15 protein-coding genes are annotated in these 21,449 nt (G+C 47.3%); all 15 read right to left on the reverse strand.

What is annotated here, in order from left to right:
- Nucleotides 1-110: 110 nt before the first annotated feature.
- Entirely contained in the window at nucleotides 111-2,096 is a 1,986-nt protein-coding gene (locus tag CI595_RS02940) for an FtsX-like permease family protein (protein ID WP_095171516.1), read from the reverse strand.
- Nucleotides 2,090-2,875 (reverse strand): ABC transporter ATP-binding protein, encoded by a 786-nt coding sequence (locus CI595_RS02945; RefSeq protein ID WP_095171519.1) that lies wholly within the window; start codon nucleotides 2,873-2,875, stop codon nucleotides 2,090-2,092. Before CI595_RS02945 ends, CI595_RS02940 begins: the two co-directional genes overlap by 7 nt.
- 92 nt (nucleotides 2,876-2,967) lie before the next feature.
- Entirely contained in the window at nucleotides 2,968-3,996 is a 1,029-nt protein-coding gene (locus CI595_RS02950) for a sensor histidine kinase (RefSeq protein ID WP_095171521.1), read from the reverse strand.
- Nucleotides 3,993-4,658, reverse strand: a complete 666-nt coding sequence (locus CI595_RS02955; protein ID WP_095172358.1) for a response regulator transcription factor — start codon at nucleotides 4,656-4,658, stop codon at nucleotides 3,993-3,995. Before CI595_RS02955 ends, CI595_RS02950 begins: the two co-directional genes overlap by 4 nt.
- Before the next feature lie 184 nt (nucleotides 4,659-4,842).
- Complete coding sequence (locus CI595_RS02960; protein WP_095171523.1) at nucleotides 4,843-7,023, reverse strand: YhgE/Pip domain-containing protein; 2,181 nt, start codon at nucleotides 7,021-7,023, stop codon at nucleotides 4,843-4,845.
- Nucleotides 7,020-9,554 (reverse strand): YhgE/Pip domain-containing protein, encoded by a 2,535-nt coding sequence (locus tag CI595_RS02965; protein ID WP_095171525.1) that lies wholly within the window; start codon nucleotides 9,552-9,554, stop codon nucleotides 7,020-7,022. The genes CI595_RS02960 and CI595_RS02965 overlap by 4 nt, the downstream gene beginning before the upstream one ends.
- Before the next feature lie 157 nt (nucleotides 9,555-9,711).
- Nucleotides 9,712-10,746 (reverse strand): tetratricopeptide repeat protein, encoded by a 1,035-nt coding sequence (locus tag CI595_RS02970; RefSeq protein WP_095171529.1) that lies wholly within the window; start codon nucleotides 10,744-10,746, stop codon nucleotides 9,712-9,714.
- 19 nt (nucleotides 10,747-10,765) lie between these two features.
- Complete coding sequence (gene glmM, locus CI595_RS02975) at nucleotides 10,766-12,112, reverse strand: phosphoglucosamine mutase (protein WP_095171531.1); 1,347 nt, start codon at nucleotides 12,110-12,112, stop codon at nucleotides 10,766-10,768.
- A 113-nt stretch (nucleotides 12,113-12,225) separates the two neighbouring features.
- The gene (locus CI595_RS02980; protein ID WP_095171534.1) at nucleotides 12,226-13,146 is read right to left on the reverse strand and encodes a nucleotidyltransferase family protein; all 921 of its coding nucleotides are present in this window, start codon (nucleotides 13,144-13,146) and stop codon (nucleotides 12,226-12,228) included.
- Between the two features lie 451 nt (nucleotides 13,147-13,597).
- The gene (locus CI595_RS02985) at nucleotides 13,598-14,587 is read right to left on the reverse strand and encodes a uroporphyrinogen decarboxylase family protein (RefSeq protein WP_095171537.1); all 990 of its coding nucleotides are present in this window, start codon (nucleotides 14,585-14,587) and stop codon (nucleotides 13,598-13,600) included.
- A gap of 27 nt (nucleotides 14,588-14,614) precedes the next feature.
- The gene (locus tag CI595_RS02990; protein WP_095171539.1) at nucleotides 14,615-15,436 is read right to left on the reverse strand and encodes a carbohydrate ABC transporter permease; all 822 of its coding nucleotides are present in this window, start codon (nucleotides 15,434-15,436) and stop codon (nucleotides 14,615-14,617) included.
- A gap of 15 nt (nucleotides 15,437-15,451) precedes the next feature.
- Complete coding sequence (locus tag CI595_RS02995; protein ID WP_095171541.1) at nucleotides 15,452-16,336, reverse strand: carbohydrate ABC transporter permease; 885 nt, start codon at nucleotides 16,334-16,336, stop codon at nucleotides 15,452-15,454.
- A 61-nt stretch (nucleotides 16,337-16,397) separates the two neighbouring features.
- Entirely contained in the window at nucleotides 16,398-17,681 is a 1,284-nt protein-coding gene (locus CI595_RS03000) for an extracellular solute-binding protein (protein WP_162291790.1), read from the reverse strand.
- 324 nt (nucleotides 17,682-18,005) lie between these two features.
- On the reverse strand, nucleotides 18,006-19,598 hold the full coding sequence (locus tag CI595_RS03005) for a response regulator transcription factor (RefSeq protein WP_095171546.1): 1,593 nt from the start codon (nucleotides 19,596-19,598) through the stop codon (nucleotides 18,006-18,008).
- Nucleotides 19,573-21,378, reverse strand: coding sequence for a sensor histidine kinase (locus CI595_RS03010; RefSeq protein WP_162291791.1), 1,806 nt, complete (start codon nucleotides 21,376-21,378; stop codon nucleotides 19,573-19,575). The genes CI595_RS03005 and CI595_RS03010 overlap by 26 nt, the downstream gene beginning before the upstream one ends.
- Nucleotides 21,379-21,449: the final 71 nt, after the last annotated feature.

Here is a 21,449-nt window from a genome sequence, read left to right on the forward strand (position 1 = left end):
CCAATTTTAAGTACATGTAACTTTTTTTGAATATATGTACTATTACTCTTTAAGCGAATAGAAAAAAGCCCGGTATCCCTGACGTACAAGGCATTTACCGGACCTCATTTCTACAAAACCGCTTTTTTAAAAGACAGATACGCGCTGAAACAATATATCAGGTAGATGCTGAAGAAAGCACCTGCGGTCATCCCCAGAATCCCCATACCCTCGCCAAATCCCACCAGCGTCATTCCCTGATACACATCCCAATCCACACTGGCTGTGATCGCCAGGTATACAGCAGTGCTCCCCACAGCCGCGGGAAGTACAGGGAAGGTATAGTAAACGGCAAAATATCTCCGCAGGAGCTTTATCTGCTCTGCCCTGTCCATCCCGCATTCCCCCAGTATGCCAAACTGCCGCCTCTCCTGGTCCAGATTGCTGAGAATCTGTACCGTCATAATGGTAGCTGCCGCTGCCAGGAGAATAAAGGCAAGATAAAACAGTGGAAATGTAAGGCACATGACAATGGACGCCCCGCTCTCCCTGATTTCCGCTTTCCCCGTGATATATGTCTTTTCGCCTCTCTCAATAGAAGCAATTCCTTCATATGTTTCCATGGAAAGCTCCTTTTTTGCCACTCCCACATATAAGTCCTCCATCACCTGCATATGCTCTGCCACTCTGTCCGGCACGATCAGAAGATAATAGCTGCCGTTTCCGAAAAACTCCTGCTGGAAAAATGCACCGGTAAATGACCCGCCAAAGGAAAGCGTCTCCTTCTTCTCTCCCATTTCCGTCAGATCCCGGCTCTTAGCATACCTCACCAGATCATCCCTGGCGAATTCGCTGCAGTGCATGTAGTATTTATCCTCCTCCAGATCTGCCTTCTCCATTCCCAGCAGCTCTCTTAATTCCTCATAGACAGACATGGCCATATAACAATCATTATCCATGGCATCCATATGGGAGATACTCATAAATTTCCCTATATCCTCCACGGAAAAATGCTGTCTGAAATCCGTTTTCCCGGAAGTATAGACCTTATAACGGGCTGTCCTGGCCTGTGGCAGTTCCCTCTCTATATACTCCTCAAAACGCTCCAGGCTTTCCTGTCCATACAGCGTACCCACAGCAAAATCAAAAGCAGTCTCATCCACCCGGCTGTCCACCCGCTTATTAAAAAACAACCCCAGACCCACCGCCAGAAACACCAGCAGGAACAAAATACTGACACTGGCAAATGTCAGGCTGAGATTACATATTTTCCCGGAAAATAGCCGTCCCAGAACCAGATTTCTGCCTTTGTACTTCCACTTCACCTTCCTGAGTTTTTGTTCCAATACTGCGGGGACACTCATAAAAAGACCGAATATGGACAACACGATCATGGCAAGACCAAACAAGCTCAGCGCTCCCCCGGCATTATCCGACACCTCTCCGATAAGCAGTACCGCAAAAGTGAAACATCCCAGAAGCAAAGCAAATACTGACATGGCAAAAAGAACTCTTTTCCCCTTTTTCTTCTGCACCAAAGCCTTCTCGTTCTCTGTCTCCATGGAAAGCAGCTCCCGGATACTGAGCCGTATGATCTTCTTTTTTAATTTCCTTCCCGAGAGGCCGAAGATCAAAAACAGATACACACCGGTCAGACAAAATGCCTCCCAGGAAAATCCCACACGGATATGAAAAGGCCGGAGAAACAGGCGCATCACCATCGCCTTGAGTATCTGATAAAAATAAGTTCCTCCCACAAGTCCTGCGATCCATGCCGCAGCGCCCAGCATTCTGCTCTCCCTGGCAAACATGGCAGCGATCTCTCTGTTTTCAATCCCCAGCATCATGTAAGTACCAAACTCCCGGCTCCTTCTCCTGAAGATGAATTCTGTGATATAGCTCACAAGCCTGCCCAGGATCAGTACAATGATAAGGCTGATAAATACAACAATAAACGGCATCATGGACCATGATTTCATGACTTCCTTTATCTCCGCGGAAAATACCAGCAGATGAAAGGAATACATGAGAGTCACGGACAGGATCAGCGTCACCAAATACACCACATAATCCCGCATCTGCCGCAGTGCATTCCTTCCTGAGAGTTTTCTCAACATGATACATCACCTCCCAGAAAGGACTGTACCTGTAAAATCTCCTCGTAAAACTCCCGCTGATGCTTCTCCCCCCGGACGATCTCATTAAAAATCTTTCCGTCCTTTAGAAAAAGTACACGTCTTCCAAATCCTGCGCAGTACGAGTCATGGGTCACCATGAGTATCGTCACCTGCAGCTCCCGGTTCAGTTCTTCCAAAAGTCCCATAAGCTGCCGGGAGCTTCGCGAATCCAGCGCGCCCGTAGGCTCATCAGCCAGCAGGATCCTGGGTTTTTTGATCAGCGCCCTGCCGCAGGCGCACCTCTGTTTCTGCCCTCCTGATACCTGATAAGGAAACCTGGAGGCAACATCCCCTATCCCCAGCCGTTCCATCATCTCCACACTTTTCGCATGCACCTTTCCTGCCGGCATACCCAGAAGGACCAGGGGAAGGGCAATATTTTCCTCAATGGTAAGACGGTCCAGGAGATTGAAATCCTGAACCACAAATCCCAGATTCTCTCTTCGGAATTTTGCCTGTGCCCCCTGCTCCACCCCGGTGATATCTATCTCGCCGGAGGAAGCCTGCCTGCCGGTGTTCAGATAAATGTGCCCGGCACTCACACAGTCCACTGTGGAGATACAGTTCAGCAGTGTTGTTTTACCGGAACCTGAAGCCCCCATAATACTGGTAAATTCCCCTTCCTCCACCTGAAAGCTCAGGCCGTCCAGCGCTTTCTTCAGATTTTCCCTGGTACCATAATATTTTTCTATCTGCTCCACTCTCAATACTTCTGCCATTTTACATTCCCCCTGTTTTCCTTCTATCCTCTGTTCCTCTTTATTATAGAAAATAGAAAGGCAGAATACCTGTGATTTTGCCGTATGTTATCTTACACTTTCGTAAGATGAGGAAAAACAGATACCTGTTCCGATACGGGAATTTCAAACACAACCCTTGTATATTCTCCCCAGACAGATTCTGCCCGGATGGACATACCCAGTCTTTCACAGAGTTTCCTGCAGATATACAGGCCCATCCCTGTGGATTCCCTGTTTTTTCTCCCGTTGCTTCCTGTGAACCCTTTGCTGAAGATCCTTCCCATCTCACTCTCGCGGATTCCGCAGCCATTATCCTCCACGGACAACGAGACCGTATTTTCTTCCCGCCAAGCTGAGATCATAATACAGGGGGAATCCTCCATGTATTTCAGACTGTTTGACAGTACCTGGCGCAGCATGAAGATAAGCCACTTGCTGTCCGTATAGGCTTCTGTCTCCAATCCCTTTGTCTCTATACGGACACCTCTTTGGCGGAAAGACTCCTGGTCAGCCGCCACAGCCTGCGCCACACATACATTTATCCGGGTCTTCTGTATGATATAATCCTGCTCCGTATTTTCCATCCGGCTCATATAAAGGGCCTGCTCAATCTCCCTGTCTATGTTTTCCAGGCTTTTTAAGATGCGGCGGCTGTCTTTCTTTTTGTCATTCTCACATACAAGCTGGGCGGCTGTCAGCGGCAGCTTCACCTGATGCACCCAGTTCTCCACATATTCCTGGTACTCTCTTCGTTTCTGTCCGGCCTCAAACACCTGCTCCTCCATGGCTTTCATGGAGATCTGCATGGCTTCCCAGTATTTCTTCCCCTCCCACGAATCCGGGGGGCTTAAAATCTCTGTGACCAACCAGGGTTTTTCCATATTCCACACCGTGTCCATGAGCTGATCAAAATACTTTTTTTCTCTGTAAAAAGAAAACCCGGTCCAGGCAGCAAAAATCCCGAACCAGGTGATCAAAAGCAGCGCCACTTCCCTGGGCTGTACTCCCAGCGCTGTCAAATACACGAAACAGGCCCAGGCTGACCCCATCTGCAAAAGCACGATCCCCGTCCTGTCCCCTAAAAACTCTCTGAACTTCATATCTTGTACCCCATTCCCCTCTTTGTCTGTATCAGACCGGGCAGGCCTATGGCGGCCAGCTTTTCCCTGAGCCTGCGCACATTTACACTGAGCGTGTTATCATCAATATAAATCTGGTTTTCCCAGAGATAGTCCACCAATTCTTCCCTGCTCACAATATTTCCTGCATGTTCAAAAAGCCTGCAGAGAATCTTCTGCTCATTTCTGCCAAGCTCCAGGCTCTCTCCTCTGTAAGACACACGGGCAGCACCCAAATCAAGTGTGATGCCCCGGTATTCAAGCACTGCGGGCCTTCCCGCCCCTTTTACCCTGCGCAGCACAGTCTGTATACGTGCCAGCAGAATAGGCGCTTTGTATGGTTTGGTGATAAAATCATCCCCGCCGCTTTGCAGGGCTTCCAGCTCATCCATGGAAGTGCTGCGGCCTGTGAGAAAAATAACAGGCAGGGAACAGAGATTCCGGATCTCCCTGCAAAGGGTGAATCCATCCTGTCCCGGCAGATTAATATCCAGCAGGATCAGATCCGGAGCTGACGCTTCGATGATCTCCCTTACGCCCCCTCTTCCATCCCAGATAACCGCTGCGTATCCCTGGTTTTTCAAAACAGAGGACAGACCGCAGGCAATCTCTTCCTCGTCCTCCACGATCAATATCTTTTCCACGCTCTGTCCTCCTTCTTTCACTATTACTTTATTCTCTATAACTTTATTCACTATAACTTTATTCTCTATAACTTTATTCACTATAACTTTATTCTCTATAACTTTATTCTCTATAACTTCATTCACTATAACTCCATCACCAAATTGCAGACTTTCCCAGCAAAGCAGACGGATACCACCGCATTTACATGACTTTTGTACTCTCCAACTTTTCCATAAACGCATGGTTCAGGCGGATCACCGGTTTTCTTAAAACCAGCCCCAAAAGCAGGGAGGCTGCCAGAAAAAGCCCCAGTTTTCCAAGCTCTGCCCAGTAAGTATTCCCGTAAAATCCCCCGATACACTCGCGCATGGCGGTCATACTGTGGGTAAACGGCAGGAACGGATATACCTTTTTAAAGAACGCAGGCGCCACCTCTATAGGAAAAGTCCCGCCGGAGCCTGCCACCTGGATGACAAGAAGGATCACGCATACTGCCTTGCCGATATCTCCAAAGGAGACCGTAAGGGTATAGATCAGATTCACAAAAGCTATACTTGCCATCCATCCGGCCACCACAAATAAAAACGGATGCTCACACTGGATCCCCAGATAATATAGATCCCCCAGGCAGATAAGCCCGCTCTGGAAAAGACCCATGAGCAAAAACAAGATATATCTGCCCAGGTACATCTGGTATTCTTTCACATTTTTCAGGCTGTCCGTGGTCTTTTTTGATACATTTACCTTCATCATGGCTACCAGTACGATTCCTCCCACCCAGATTGCCAGGGAGGAGTAAAAAGGTGCCATGGAGGAGCCATAATTCTCCACAGGATACACAGCCGTCCGCTGCAGTTTTACAGGCGCTGCCAGAGCCGCGCTCAGGGATGCCGGGTCGCTGCCGATGAGATTCTGCAGCATATCCGAATCCTGACTGTCCGCAGCATCCCCCAGTGTTTTTGACACACCTTCTATCTGATCCGCTGCCTCGGTCAGAAGGGACGCAGAGGTATCCAGTGCTTTTCTCACATCTGCCAGATCAAGGGCAGCACCGTCTGATATGTTTTTAAGACCCAAAAGACTGTCATCCAGTTTTCCCATCATCTTTGCCACGGAGGTGCCTGTATCGCCCAGGGTTTGGAAAAGTTCCTCAAGCTCTGCCTGCAGGTTCTCCTCATAATCACTCTGCACCGAGGCGATCTGCTGTACACTGTCCTCTGCCATCTGCCCGAGCTGACTGTGGTATGTGCTGATATCAGCGGCTGTATCTGTAATTTTACCGGCTGTCTCATCCAGCTTATCCTTTAATGCCTGCTGTCCTGCAATCAGTTCCTCCATATTGCTGATAAACGGATCCAGAAGTTCCCCTCCTGCAGGAATGGAATCCCGGATGGATGCCAGACTGTCCCGGAAATCCGTATATTTGTCGATCACACTCTGGGTCACTTCGGAGAGTCCGGCAAGGCTGGACGCTGCATCCTGGGTATTGTTCTCCATGGAGTCAAAGGTCTCGTTGATCACCTGGGATACCGCCCGGTAATAGGAACCGCTGTCCCCAAGTACCTGGCTGACAGCCTCTGTGGTCCCCGCAAGAGTGCTGCTCAGACTGTCAATGCCGTCCCCGGCATCACTAAGCACATCCAGTCCGGTATCTGTACTCTCCCCTGACTGTTCCAACAAGGAGGAGGTGGTATCCAGAATTCCCTGCATGGAATCCATCATATCCGAAAATGCCGTCATGGTGGAGGCCAGCCCTCTCAGATCATCTGCACTGTTCTCCGTATTTCCGGCAAGATTTCCGATCATGGTCTTTGTGCCGTCCTGATCCAGGTATGAGGACAGGGAATTCATCACATCCAGTCCGATCTGGCTGATGGTCTTGGTGAAGATCTCATCAATCTGAGACCGTATGGAGTCTGCCCCTTTGTCCGTAACCTTGGGCGCAATGGCGTTTTCCTTCTGGTTGGAATAATAGACCAGCTTTGAATGTGTCACATCATCGGAGAAAACGGTCATCATGTCCCTGCTGAAAGACTTTGGTATGACAATGGCCGCATAATACTTTCCTGATCTCACACCTTCCACTGCCTTCTTTTTACCTGTAAAAACCCAGTCCATCTGCTCATTTGCCCTGAGGTTTGAGATGACCGTGTCGCCCATATTGATCTTGATTGGGGCAATGCTGCTCTCATACCCCTCATCCGCGTTTGCCACAGCCACCTTGATCCCGCCGGTATTGCTGTATGGGTCCCAGCTTGCGGCAATATTAAACCATGCGTACAGAGCAGGCACCACCGTCAGCCCCAGAATGACGATCAGCGCAATGACATTATTTTTAATATGACTTATATCTGACCGGAAAATTTTCCATATATTTTTCATCTGCCGCTGTCCTCCTTCTTATTTTTCAACACCTGATGCAGTTCCTCCCTACTCATTTTACTGAGCCGCATCTGCCGGTTCAGGCTTTCATGGATATACTCCAGACAGATCAGATAGAGCGCGATCCCTATAATAGACGCAATCCAGAGTACCAAAAAGATCATCTTGGAGTCAATACTGAACATCAGCAGAAGAAAAATAAAGGGGATCACAAGGATAGCCAGAAATCCCCACTTGATCCTTCTCTCATAACGCCTCTCAAATCCGGCTGCCTTTTCACGGAGCTGTTCCTGAAACTCCTCCTGCCCTGCCAGCATACGCACCACAGAGGACAGACGCATCCTCTCATTTGGCATTCCATTTTCCTCACAGAGCATCAAATCTGTCTGAGCCAGCTTTTTGTCAAAGAGCAGGTTCAGGTTCAGCATCCACGGACGCACAGCCACACCGATCAAAAGCGCTATGGGGATAAAGGCGGTCAGGCACAGCATATCTTTCAGATAATGGTACCGGTAAATGCCTGCCACAGCTTCCCGCATGGCATTGATGCCGTAGGTAAATGGAAGCAGGGGATGGAGCGCCTGGAAAAATCCGGGTGTCATCTCAATGGGATAGGTTCCCGCAGAGCCCGGTATCTGTACGATCACCAGAATAACACAGACTGCTTTTCCGATATGTTTAAAGGTGATGGACAGCGCATAAATAATGTTTACATACACAAAGGAAGCAAAAACGCCCGCAAATAAAAATGCTGCCGGATTTGCACACTGTATGTCAAGCAGGTATAGATCTCCCAGACACACGATCAGGGACTGCGCGATCCCGAAAGCCACAAACAGCAGCCATCTTCCGAAATATCCCTGTACAGCCGAAAATTTTCCCACCTTCTCTTTGTCTGCCTCCAGTTTGAAGATGGCGATCAGCACAATGCCTCCCACCCAGATGGCCAGGTTCGTGTAAAAGGGGGCCAGCGCAGAGCCATAATTATCAATCCTGTAAACATCTTTTGTCTCCACCTCCACAGGGGAGGACATAAAGTCCGCCACAGATTCCCCGTCAATCCCGGAAAGGTCAAAAAGCAGTTCCATGGATTTAGAGTTTTCCAGGGCTTTTAAGTCCGTCATGGCAGTTTCCAGTATATTCTGTACACTCTGCAGGGAATCCCCGGTGCTCACCAGGACAGCCTGTATATCATCAAGACTTGCGGCAAGCTCATCCAAAACAGCTTTCACCTGCTCCGTGGAAGGCTCCACACCGTCTAAAATACCGGAAAGCCTGCCGGAAAGCGCTGAGAAGGAATCCAGATTCCGGCTGATCTCCGGCAGTATCTGCTGATCAAAGGATTCTCTGGATGTAAGGAGCTGTCCCCCTGCCTCCTGTATGATAGTATCCATCTGGCTAAGGGCGTCGGATGCGGTCTCCACGGAATTTCCGATGCTGTCATTTCCCTGTCTGAGACTGGATATGGTCTGCTTCTGTCCCTCCAGCTCTGCTTCCAGGGCCGCGATCACAGACGTCATGGCATCTGTGGGGTATGTGTTATTGAAAGATTCCAAATTGTCAAGGACATTCTGCCCCAGAGAAGCTGCCTGCTCCGCTTTGGTGATCATGCCGTCCACCTGACTGTTGATCTCCAGGATCTTGCCGTTCATTTCACCCACAGCGGACTTGGAGGCAGCACTTATATCCGCCAGCGTACCCTGTCCCTGGGAGAGCGCAGATGATATTCCGGTGGAAAAATCAGCTGCCGCCGTCCTGGCGTGTTCCAGGATCTCACTGCTCTTGTCCATGGCACTGCTGCCCTCCCCGGCGGCTTCTGTCAGGGCGTCCAGAGTTCCTTTGGTATCCTTGATCGTCTCATTTGAGCTGTCCGCAGAATTCCGGAATTTTTCTAGGCCGGCCTGATATTCCCCGATATTATCTGATACCAGGCTGATTCTTTCCAGCAGGCTCTCCTGGGATCTGCCCAGCTCTTCGGACAGGGAACCTGTAGATTTTTCTATGATGTCCGCCACTGCCTTTGACGCTGTGGCTGTAAAGGTACTGTTGATCTCTTTCTCCACAGTCTCTGCCCCGGTATCGGTTATTTTGGGGGCAATGGCATTTTTCTTTTCATTGATGTAATATGTAAATTCCGGCCTGCTAAATGTTCCGCTGGTAATGCTCAGCATATCTTGGCTGAATGTTTCGGGAATGACAATGGCTGCATAGTATTCTCCGGATCTAACCCCATCCACCGCTCTGGTTTCATCCACAAAAACCCAGCCCAGGGCATCATTTTCCTTCAGGTTACTGACGATCTCACCGCCTGCATCCAGTCTTCCTGTCAGCTCACTTTCCGCGCCTTTATCGCTGTTTGCCACTGCCACTTTAATATCCCCTGTATTTGCATAAGGGTCAAAATTAGCGGCAATGTTGAACCATGCGTACAGGGAGGGGATGATACAGATTCCCACTGCCACGATCACCGCCACAGGGCTGCGCAGCAGTCTTTTGCAGTCCCTGATGAATATCTGCCATACCTTCTTCATATCTTTCCTCCTGTCATCACTTTTTCGCATCTGAGAGCAGGGCTGTATCCGGCACTTCTGCAGTCATCAGCAGTATGTTCTATCATTATTTATAAAAGATAAAAGAACAGAGTACACTTACATACTCTGTTCTTTATATGGGAAATCCGGCATTTCTTTACCTTGTCTCCAAAAAATAATTTTCTTTCACTGCTCTCTCATCTGTGGGATATGCCTCCAGATAAGCAGTGATCTTCTCTTTTGCAGACGCATAGTCCATCTTCTTTTCATAGGCTACGATCTCATTGAACAGAAGTGCCTGTTTCTCGTCCTGGTCTCCTGTATCCAATCCCTTCTGGATATTAGAGAGGGCACTGTCATAGTCCCCGTCCAGGATATCGCAGTATGCCATACCGTTGTAAGCTTTTGCCTGCAGTGACTGCTCACTCAGGCTCTCTTTATAATTGGCGCGGGCGTTGGCTGTATCACCCTGCTCGGCGTAAACCTTGCCCAGATATATGGCTGCCTGCTTGTACCCGTCATTGTATGATGTGGTAAGTTCTTTTTTTGCCTCATCATACTCCTCCAGATAATAGTAGACACGGCCTCTGTCATAGTGGTCCTGCTCATCACTGCCCTCTATTTCAAGAGCCATCTCCAGGTAAGACTCTCCGTCAGCTTTCATGTCACACTCTTCGTATACACGGTAGATCTCCAGATAGTCATTGTACTCTTTGGAATCAGCAGCCACTTTTCCAAAATCAGAGGCAGCTTTGTCATATTGGTCCAGATGCAGATAAGCAGTACCTCTCAGAAAATATCCTTCTTTACTGTTCTTCACATCCAGCATCTGGTCACAGGTAGCAGCGCTGGCCTCATAATCGCCTCTCTGGTACTGTACCACTGCCAGATAGGCCAGAATGTCCGCTCTCATGGCCTTCTCCGAATCAGCTGCCAGGTCCCTGGCTTTTTCCAGGGCCTGCTGTGCCTCCTCGTATTTGCCCATCTTCAGATAGGCAATGCCTTCTCCCCTGAGAGCCTCCACCTCATATTTCTCATCGGCGATTGCCAGCTCAAAGTTCTCAATGGCACTCTGATAATCTTTCCCCTCTAAATCTTCCGCCCCCAGCTCATAATAACTGGGTGTATCTTTCCCGCATCCTGCCAAGAGGCAGAGGATGCATCCTGTCAGAACAATAAATTTTCCCTTCACAAATAAATTCTCCGTCCTGTCACTGTACGATCAGGTTCTCAGCCCTCATGACAGCGATCACATGATCTACATTTTGTTCACAGATTTCGTTTGTAGCTGCTTCCACCATAACACGGACAACAGGCTCTGTACCACTTTCACGCACCAGGATCCTTCCGTCATCTCCAAGGCTTTTCTCCACCTCTGCAATGGCTTTCACCACTTCCGGATTCTCTCTGGCTTCTTTCTTATCATATACCCGTACATTTTTCAGTACCTGGGGATAAATCTTCACTTCTTTAGTCAGCACACTCAATGGCTGTTTTTTCTCAATGATGACTTCCATCAGCTTCAGGGAAGTCAGGATGCCGTCACCTGTGGTAGCATGTTTTGAGAAGATGATATGGCCGGACTGCTCGCCTCCGATGGAATGGCCGTTTGCCATCATGTTCTCGCAGACATATTTATCCCCAACGGCTGTCTTCTCGTACGCAATGCCCTCTCTCTCACAGGCTTTGTAAAGGCCCAGGTTTGACATGATCGTGGTGACAATGGTGTTGTTGTTTAACTTGCCCTGCTCCTGCATGTATTTTCCGCACACATACATGATCAGGTCACCGTTCACTTCATCCCCGTTCTCATCCACAGCGATACAGCGGTCAGCATCCCCGTCGTAGGCAAAGCCCACATCCAGGTGGTTTTCTCTCACAAAATTTTTCAGTTCTTCAATATGGGTGGAGCCGCAGTTGGTGTTGATGTTGGTTCCATCCGGATCATTGTGGATCACATAGGTCTTTGCGCCCAGTGCGTCGAATACGCTCTTGGCAATGGCGGATGCACTGCCGTTTGCACAGTCAAGACCCACTCTTTTATTCTTAAAAGCACGTGTGGGAATGGAGATCAAATATCCAATATAGCGGTTTCTTCCTGCAGAGAAATCCACGGTGCGCCCAATCTCTTCTCTCTTTGCCAGAGGCAGCTCCGGTACTTTTCCGTCAATATAAGCTTCGATCTGTTCTTCCACAGATGCTTCCATTTTCTGTCCGTTGCCGTTGATGATCTTAATTCCGTTGTCATAGAACGGATTGTGGCTGGCAGAAATCATAATACCGCAGTCAAAGTTCTCTGTGCGCACAACATAGGAAACGCTGGGAGTGGTGGTCACGTGCAGAAGATATACATCTGCTCCGGATGCTGTCAGGCCTGCGACCAGTGAATATTCAAACATATAACTGCTTCTTCTGGTATCCTTGCCGATCACAATCTGAGCCTTGTGCTCCTGTCCGAAATACCATCCCAGGAAACGTCCCACTTTAAACGCATGCTCTACTGTCAGGTTTACGTTAGCTTCCCCGCGGAAACCGTCTGTTCCAAAATATTTTCCCATAACTGACTCCTTATACAAAAATTCAATTTATTTATCTTTTCGTTACCGTATTATAAAATATCATATTTTCAGCGATTTGTCACTGTTAATGTGGAATCTGCGTAATTTCCGGTCTATGCATACAGATCCTTTTTGTACACACCCTGCTCTGCCAGATCGGCAAAAGCTTTCATTACTATTTCTTTGTCTTCCTGATATGTAACACCAAACCAGGTGTCATGTGTCTTGAGGACAGCCACGTCCGCTTTGTTCTCCTTGATGAGCTTATCCACGATGGTGGGAAGCAGGTATTCTTTTTTCAGGTCTTCCGGGCGGCATTCCTTCAAAAATTCCACAAATCCCTCTTCCAGGGTCTTTAAAAATGCAGGTGTCAGTCCCCACATATTCATGGATACCAGGTTTTTCGGATCCAGCATACGAAGATTTCCCTCTTCGGTCTCCACAGCAGGTCCCTGGGGTGTCTTTTTGATATGATAGGTCTCTGCAATTCCCACAAGATTTTTATGTTCATCCAGGGAGCAGATCCCCCTTGTCACAGAACCGTTGTCACTCAATGTATTCTCCAGGATAAATCCTGCCATGCAGACGTCCAGCTTGCCGGTATCCGGGTGCTCCTCTACCAGATAGTCGTGGATTTTCACATAGGCCTCTTTGCCGTAGTAGTCATCCGCGTTGATGACAATGAACGGCTCAGAGAGCACTTCCTTTGCTGCCAGGATAGCCTGTCCGGTTCCCCATGGTTTTGTGCGCTCCTTGGGGCAGGAAAAACCTTCCGGCAAATCGTTCAGGTCCTGGAACACATATTCCACCTCTGCAAGCTTTTCGATCCGGTTGCCGATCACCTCACGGAATTCTTCTTCTATATCTTTTCTGATGATAAATACAATCTTGTTAAATCCGGCCTCCAGGGCATCGTGAATGGAATAGTCCATGATGATCTCACCGCTTGGACCCACTTTCGCAAGCTGTTTGATCCCTTTTCCAAAGCGGCTGCCGATTCCGGCTGCCATGATTACCAATGCTGTTTTTTTCATGATTTTTCTCCCGTTCCTCATTTATAAATTCTATCTATTTCCTGACAGCCAGAGCATGTCTGAAAATCCATTTCCGCGGTCTGCATACTGCACCGGACCGGCCGGTCCTTTGAACAGTAACCATAACTACTTACTTCCATAATATATTACAATTTGCCGGGAAATGCAATGTCCTTTTCCATATGGTAACAGAAAAAAGCCTTGTATTTTCAGGAATCTTCTCTGGTCATATTTTCTATTGTATCATGGATATGCGATTAGATACAACCTGGAATTCCCCTGCGTACAGCCACTGTCCCACAAGGCGTTACTGTTCACTGGCCACTGTACCGGGAGGCGTTTTCATGCGGGATATATGAAAGCCGGAAGATTTTTTATCTAATAAAATATGCCAGGCAGAAGTATGATACCATACTTTCGCCTGGCAGTTCCGCGTATATTCCACAGGAACTCAACCGTTTTTCATAAGTTCAATTTCCTGCCTCAGTTGTTCTTCCGGCATATGGATGGCAGCCGGCTGGGGGTATGCTTTGTACATAAATCCCCCTTTTTCTGTACTCAGGGCATGTATCATGTCTTTGATATAACTGCCCATCTCCTCTTTCGTCATCTGCACACTGTGCTGGATATCCACGGGACATAAAAAACATATTTTTCCGGTCCATTTGCCCAGCAGTTCCAGCCCCATATTCATCTGCTGGTCCATCTGGATCACATCCACCCCAAATTCTGTAAAGACATCCAGAAGATAGGTAATGTGCCCGCAGGAGTGAAGAAAATATTTCATACCTTTTTTATGGATGTAATCCACAAAACTTTTCATCCTGTCATAATAATATGTCTCCCACATCTGGTATGACATCATAGGCCCCCGCTGCAGCCCCCAGTCCTCCCAGGCCATAACCGCATCCATGCCGGCCTCGGCATAGCCGTCCACCATCTGTTTTCCCACTTCGTAGAGGCAGTCGATCAAACGGTTCAAATTCTCCTCCTCATCGTAATAATCCACCATGCAGTTGGCGTACCCCCGCAGGTTGATGATTTCTTCCATCATCATGCCAAGCCCTCCCACCAGAAATTTATCCGGGTAAAGCTGCCTGCACCTTTTTGCCTCTGCATATCTGCCGGGCGCTGTGAAATCCGGCAGATGGCTTTTCCAGTTTTCAAAGTTCTCCCAGTTCTTTAGCGGCGGATTCTTCACCTCCCCCATTGTTTCCCCAAATGTCTCCATCTTATATCCCCACTGGGTGTATCCCTCAGCAACCGGCACAAATTCAGGGTCATAACTCGGAATGATTAAAATATCCGCATTGTAATCTTTTACTATATTCTCTGTAATTGCCCGGTTCAGGGCATCTGAATCAAAATCCAGACAGAGAGGTATCCTGTCCGGTCCTTTTCCCTCTATGGCATTCAAAACACATTCTTTTGACGTCTGCATATACTTTTCTCTCCTTTGCTCCGTTATTTACTTCAACACAGCTCCCGCCGCGAAACTTTTTTCCACCTGCTCACTGCAAACACAGTAAAATAAGATCAGTGGTATACATGTTATGACAATAGCTGCCGCCATAGGCCCCAGAGCGGTGGAATAGGCCCCCCGAAAAGCAGTCAGTCCAATGGGCAGTGTGTACAATTCCGATGTCTGCAGATACGTGGATGCCATAATAAACTCATTCCAGTTGCTCATAAAAGTGAAGATAGCAACCGTAGCCACCGCCGGTTTCAGTACCGGGATTATAATATGTACAAACGATCTTATCACACCGCATCCGTCTATAAACGCAGCTTCCTCCAGTTCATGGGGGATGCTCCTGAGAAAATTACTGATGATAAATACGGCAAGAGGCAGACCTGCCGCTATGTACGGGATGATGATACACCAATGTGTGTTCAGCAGCCCCGCCTTCTGCATGAGTAGAAACAAAGGGATCAAGGTGGCGTGTATGGGAACCATCATGCCCAGCATCAGAAATCCCAATGCGGCATTGCTCCCTCTCCATTTCATCCTTGTGATCGCATATCCCATCATACAGCTCAGTACAACGGTGATGGCAACACTTATAAAAGTAACCAACACACTGTTCAGAAAATATTCAGCCACGTTTCCTTTCAGCCATGCCTCCGCATAATTGCCAAACACAGGTGTTTCCGGCAGTTTTAAGGAGCTGGCCGTATAAATCTCACTGTTGTCCTTCAGAGAAAAATTAACCAGCCATAGCAGCGGAAATATCTGGATCACGGAAAAAATGATCAAGATCACGATTTTGACTCTATTTTTTATCTTCATTGCCGTTTCCTCCTGTCAATATTCCATGGGTTCCCGTGACATAGCCTTGTTGATCAGCAGATAGACTCCGATACATACCACACAGAGCATGACCGCAATAGCGCTGCCATATCCGTAATTAAATTTCAGAAAGGATTCCTTATACATATGGATGGCTATGGTTGTGGTCAGATTGTAAGGCCCGCCTGCAGTCATAACATAGATATTATCAAAAATCTTTATGCTGCCCACCACAGCAAGCACCAGACAGACTTTGAGTATATCCCGAAGCATTGGTATGATAACACAAAACGTTATCTGAAGGCCATTGGCCCCGTCCAGCTTTGCCGCCTCCTCATACTGTTCCGGGATGGCCTTTAACCCCGCGTAGAGAATGATCATATGATAGCCGATCCACTGCCATATCACCGGAACGATAGCTGCGATCAGACAAGTGCCTTTCTCGGATAACCATTCGTGCTGAAAATTTGACAAACCCACAAGCCTTAAAAATTCATTCAGAAGCCCATAGTTTACATCGTATATTTTCTGCCACATAAGGGCGATCGCTGTGGTGGATAAAAGCACGGGTATAAAAAATGCGATTCTGAAGAAACGTGTTCTCTTTTTCATATTGGACAGCAGCATGGCAAAAAACAGCGCAGGCACCAACTGTCCGATCACCGCAACCACCAGAATGACCAGTGTATTGACAAGTGCTTTTCTAAAAACCACATCATCGGAAAATAGTTTTGTATAGTTGAGAAATCCCACATATTCTTTTGGTCCGATTCCCTTCCATGATGTAAAACTAAGATTTATTGTATACAAAATGGGATACACAAAGATAAAAGCGAATATAAGAAGCCCCGGAATCACAAACAGTGCGATGACCGGTTTGTTGGACAACATTTTTTTCATTCTTCTTCCTCCTTCAAACGGAACTGTCCTCCACTGAGGACAGTCCTGCACTTCTGTTATATCATCCGCCTTTTATAATACTTTCCAGCTGCTGAAGAAAATCATCCGCATCCACCTCGCCTGCAAACTGCTGCTGAGATAAATCCCTCATAGGCTCTCCGATCGCAGTATCCAGATATGTGAACCACCAGAGCTGGGTCTTCTCCAGTTTTTTAAAGTTTTCAATATACGTTTTCATCATTTCTGTCTGTCCGGCTTCTTCGATCTCTGTTTCAAAATAGGTCTGTTCCCCGCTTTCCGCCAGATGATCATTGAGGATCTTGGAGTATTCCACTGCCAGTTTCGCTGCTGCTTCCTTATTCTCAGAGTTGGCGCTGACAGCAATTCCCGCATCTGCTGCATTTCCGCAGCAGGAGAGATATGGATCTTCCTTCCCGGTTTTAGGGAAGACGGCGCATCCTAAGTTCTCATCAGACTGTAATGCGGATACCTGCCAGGAGCCGGTGGGATACATGGCTATCTTTCCGGCCTTCAAAAGCTCAACACATTCAGAGGGGGTTGCCTGCATATAACCGCTCTGGAATGCATTTTTTTCTATCAGCGTCTGCACCTTTTCGGCTGCCACTGCAAACGGTTCACTGGTGAAAGTACCTCCATCTTTCATAGCGTCAGTAAATGCGTCCGCATCTTCCCGTACCACCATCATGTTATAAAAGAGGTCTCCCTCCCACCGGTCTTTGTCTCCAAGCCCCATGGCTCCAATGCCCTTGGCATTGCATGCATCCACTACATCCAGCAGCGCTTCCCAGTCCGCGGGCACCTCTTTTCCCATCTCTTCAAAAACCGCTTTGTTGTAAAAGAGACAGTAGGATTCCAGGGCCCCTGTGGGTACCACATAGTTGTGGCCGTTTTCATCTGCCTGCGCATAGGTGTCATAAAGTGTATAGCCGGAATCCTGAATGGCATCCTCCAAGGGATAAAGCGCATTGGCGGATAAAAACGGTTCGCTGTAAGAACCTCCCCAGGTATAAAACAAGTCCGGCAGCTCGTTTGCCTGAAGCATAACCCGGATTTTCGTCTTATATGTGGCATCATCCACACGCTCTAAGTTGATCTTATAACCGAGTTTATCTGCCGCCTCCTGAAAACTGTCCACCTTTGCCGGATTGTCTGTTTCCGGGTCAAAATGCACCAGAATTGAAATTTCCGTCTTGCCTTCCCCATCCTTATTTCCTGCATTTGCCTCAGACTTGCTGTCCTTTGCCCCATTGCCGCCGCACCCTGCAAGCGTACCGATCATACCTGTGATCCCCAGCAATACGATTACTTTTTTCGCCTTTCCCATTTTCTTACCTCCATGTTTTGTCCTTTTGCTGTAACTATTCAGTAGGTCTGCGCATTCACTGCGCTGACCGTAAGAAAGCATTTCGCAGCCAAGCAAAAATCCCATCGCCAAAGGCGATCCTGCATGGATTTTTGCCTGTAACTGTGAGGGTACTGAATAGTTACCTTTTGTTTATGTTTCCATTCTATCATTGCACTTTGATGAAAAATATAGAATATATTCCGACTGCATTAAATATATTCCTCACTTCAGCAGTAAAACAGAAATTGGGCTGCAGCCTTACATTTCCTGTAAGACCACAGCCCAGCCTATATCCTTTTACTTTTATTCGCCGGCATAAATTTCCCTGTATTCTCCGGCGGTAATCCCTGTATGCTTTTTAAACACCTGCGAAAAATAAGGATAATCCGTATAGCCTACCATCTCAGCGATCACATAAACTTTATGTTCTGTTTTCCGCAGAAGCTGCTTTGCCCGTTCCATCCTGACTTTTGTAAGATAAGAAAAAAATGTCTCCCCTTTCTCTCTTTTGAATATGCTGCACAGATAGTTTTTGCTCAGATGGACTGCATCTGCCACATCTGCAAGTGAGATCTCTTCTCCCAGATGCTCTTCCACATACCGGACAATCTGTCCCATGATCTCTCTGTTTTTTCCTGCCGAATCAGCTGCCGCTTCATCCACGATCTCTTCCGTGATCCCGAGAACAAGAGCCTTCAGCATATCTCCTGTCTTATAGTCATTCAGCCCGGCAATCGCATCCCTGATCTTTTTCTTCCTCTCCTCATCCGGGGAGAGATTGAACAGCTCTGTTAAGATAAGGATAGTCTGGCTGTAAAACTGCTGATATATGGCTTTATTTTCCCTCATCCCATTATACATCTTTTCAATCAGGTCCACTGCGCTTTTCTTATTCAGTGCACGGAGCTTCATGCAGATTTGGTTCATAAGCTCATGGTTATATTCCACACTTTCATCCGAAAATATTCTGACTTCATCGTAGAAGATACAGCTTCCCTCTCCCAAATTGCAGCGTTCCTCCAGTGCTGCCTCACAATCCTTGCGTGCCATAGATAATCTGTGGTACTCCTCATAAACGCAGCTTACTCCCACAGAAAGACTGGTCCTGGTAAGATTTTTAAATTCACTCAGGATGCTTTCCAGAACTTCCTCCATGGCCGTTCCATCCTGCAGCGTGTCGGAATCCTCAACCACATAAAATAAATGCTTTCCCTTTACAAAAGAATCACTGACAAACTGTCCCCTGATATGATCTCTGATGATCATCCGAAGCTGTACCCACAGCAGTTCCCGCATCTCCGGAATGCTGTCGCAGATTTCTTCCCTGTCCAGATCAAAACACCAGAGCCTGAACGGATTCCCTTTCAACGGGGAGCCGTAATACTTAAGGCTCTGCGGCAGGTTTTGTCCCTCAGAGATGATCTTTTCCGCCAGTTCGCTGAAAAACTGATTTTTCAGTATGGGTATGTTTTTTTCAGCCTCCTCCTGCAGTTCTCTGATATTGCGCTCCAGGTCCTCCTTCTTTTGTATTCTTTCGCGGACCTTCTGCAGGGCCAGTTCCAGTTCCTCTCTTTTCGTGGGTTTCATAATGTATTCTATAACCCCTGCCCGCATGGCGGAACGGGCAAAATCAAACTCATCATATCCGCTGATGATGATAACCTCTGTTTTTGGATAATTCTCCCCGATCAACTCCGCCAGCTCAATACCGTTCATCTGGGGCATCATCACATCTGTTATCACAAGACTTGGCTTGTACTCTTTCAGCAGCCTGCACGCCTCTTCCCCACATTCTGCTGTGGCGCAGACGCTGAACCCGAATTTTTCCCAATCTATGACTTTACTTATATTTCTCAGAATAACAGGTTCATCATCCACCAGTAATACCTGATACATTACTTCCTCCACTCCTTCCCTGAAGTTTATCTACGGGAATCCGTATGGTAACCTTAGTCCCACCATTTTTTCGGTTCTCAAACCGCAATGCGCTCTCCTCCCCATAACGCATTTTCAGCCTTTCATTTACGTTGTATATCCCATGTCTGTGTCTCTTTCCGCTGCTGTCATAAGTATCTCCCCGAAGCAGCACAGCTACCTGCTGCTCATCAATCCCTGTTCCGTTATCCCAGACCCGGACCACAAGCTGCCCATCTTCTTCCCCGGCTGAGATACCGATGTATCCTTTTTCAGGTTTAGACTGAATCCCATGAAGGATGCTGTTCTCCACCAACGGCTGCAGGAAGAACTTGATCACACGGTATTTCATCACAGAATCAGGGATATCAATGAGATATACCAGCTTATCTTCAAACCTTTTTTTCTGCAGCAGCAGATAATTTCTAGTATTTTCCACCTCTTTTGACAGCTCAATCTCTTTTTCGCCCCTGCCCAGGCTGAAGCGGAACATTTTTGAAAGGCATTGTATCATTTCCGCTATTTCCGTTTGGTCATTTGCCATGGCTTTCCAACTGATGCAGTCCAGCGTATTATAAAGAAAATGAGGGTTGATCTGGGCCTGCAGATTCTCAAGCTGGGCCTGCTTTGCGTTCAATTTTTCTCTCATGACCTCATTGACAAGAATATGTATGCGGTTTATCAGCTTATTGTAAGCTCCCCCAAGCTGTATAAACTCCTCAATCCTCCTGATCTTGATCTCTTCCTTAAAGTTCCGGTCTTCGGCACGCCCCATGATCTCATTCAGACTCTGAAGCTCCCGGGTAACGCCCCGTGAAAAGCGGCTGTATATGTAAGAGGCAATGATGATCACAATGCATGTGACCATTGCCACGATCAAAAAGTTTATCCACTGGCTGCTGAGTACCCCACGCACCATGCCTACACACAGATAATTCCAGTCCATGTGCGGGTCATAGCACCCTGTAACGAAATATCTGCCACGCCTTCTGCTGTCTATCTCCTCTTTTCCGGTCAATTTTATTCCGCTTATAAATTCCTGTATCTCCCGGTTCTCTTCCTCAGGTCCAAACAAAAGCTTTTCCCCGCCGTATATATAAAATTCACCGATGGCAGGATTACTTAAACTGTTTATCATTTTGGACAGATATGCGTTGTCAAGCACGACCATAAGTATCCCAATCCCGTCCATGGTGTCTTTTCTGTTGATTACCCTGGCAAACAAAATTTTGTTTTCCTGTTCCCTGATGCCGGTAAAATCCGAGCTTACCCAGATGTAGTTTCCCTTCTTTCGGATCATCTCAGGATACCAACTCTGTTTTTTCCATACGGACAGGCTGCTGATATACGAAGGGCTGTCCCCCACTGTAAAACCATTTCCTTTTAGATCAAAAACAGAAAGTGATTCTATGTAATCCTGCTCCATGATCAGTCTGGTGATCTCCCCCTTTGCCCGCTGCAGGATATCATTGTAGGCGGGGTTCCGATGTTCTGCGGTGAGCATTTCCTGGATACTGGATTCCGAAAGGATAAAACGCGATTTGTTTTCCACGTCATTTGTAATGTATTCCACATTTCTTGACAGATCCTGAATGAACTGTGACGCATAAGTCGAATAATTTTTGACTGTTATTTTCCCTGTTATTACAGCCGATGTGGCCAAGATCACCAGAACTGCCAAAACAAAAATGCCGTTAAAGGTTAACATCAAAGAGGGGTATAACTTCAGCTTATAAAACCAGTTTTTTATTTTCGTTTTCATTGTGTTTTTCATCCCCGCCCTTCTGCGCTATTCCATATAAACTGATTATAACAGATACAAAAATAAAAAAG

This window comes from Blautia hominis (assembly GCA_002270465.1).
GTDB lineage: Bacteria > Bacillota > Clostridia > Lachnospirales > Lachnospiraceae > Blautia > Blautia hominis.

Excerpts from the sequence above, each read along its gene's own strand:
- CI595_RS02990 (WP_095171539.1), bottom strand. The coding sequence starts at position 15,436 with ATGAAGATAAAAAATAGAGTCAAAATCGTGATCTTGATCATTTTTTCC.
- glmM (WP_095171531.1), bottom strand. The coding sequence starts at position 12,112 with ATGGGAAAATATTTTGGAACAGACGGTTTCCGCGGGGAAGCTAACGTA.
- CI595_RS02985 (WP_095171537.1), bottom strand. The coding sequence starts at position 14,587 with ATGCAGACGTCAAAAGAATGTGTTTTGAATGCCATAGAGGGAAAAGGA.
- CI595_RS02945 (WP_095171519.1), bottom strand. The coding sequence starts at position 2,875 with ATGGCAGAAGTATTGAGAGTGGAGCAGATAGAAAAATATTATGGTACC.
- CI595_RS03000 (WP_162291790.1), bottom strand. The coding sequence starts at position 17,681 with ATGGGAAAGGCGAAAAAAGTAATCGTATTGCTGGGGATCACAGGTATG.
- CI595_RS02940 (WP_095171516.1), bottom strand. The coding sequence starts at position 2,096 with ATGTTGAGAAAACTCTCAGGAAGGAATGCACTGCGGCAGATGCGGGAT.
- CI595_RS02950 (WP_095171521.1), bottom strand. The coding sequence starts at position 3,996 with ATGAAGTTCAGAGAGTTTTTAGGGGACAGGACGGGGATCGTGCTTTTG.
- CI595_RS02965 (WP_095171525.1), bottom strand. The coding sequence starts at position 9,554 with ATGAAGAAGGTATGGCAGATATTCATCAGGGACTGCAAAAGACTGCTG.
- CI595_RS03005 (WP_095171546.1), bottom strand. The coding sequence starts at position 19,598 with ATGTATCAGGTATTACTGGTGGATGATGAACCTGTTATTCTGAGAAAT.
- CI595_RS02960 (WP_095171523.1), bottom strand. The coding sequence starts at position 7,023 with ATGAAAAATATATGGAAAATTTTCCGGTCAGATATAAGTCATATTAAA.
- CI595_RS03010 (WP_162291791.1), bottom strand. The coding sequence starts at position 21,378 with ATGAAAACGAAAATAAAAAACTGGTTTTATAAGCTGAAGTTATACCCC.
- CI595_RS02980 (WP_095171534.1), bottom strand. The coding sequence starts at position 13,146 with ATGAAAAAAACAGCATTGGTAATCATGGCAGCCGGAATCGGCAGCCGC.
- CI595_RS02995 (WP_095171541.1), bottom strand. The coding sequence starts at position 16,336 with ATGAAAAAAATGTTGTCCAACAAACCGGTCATCGCACTGTTTGTGATT.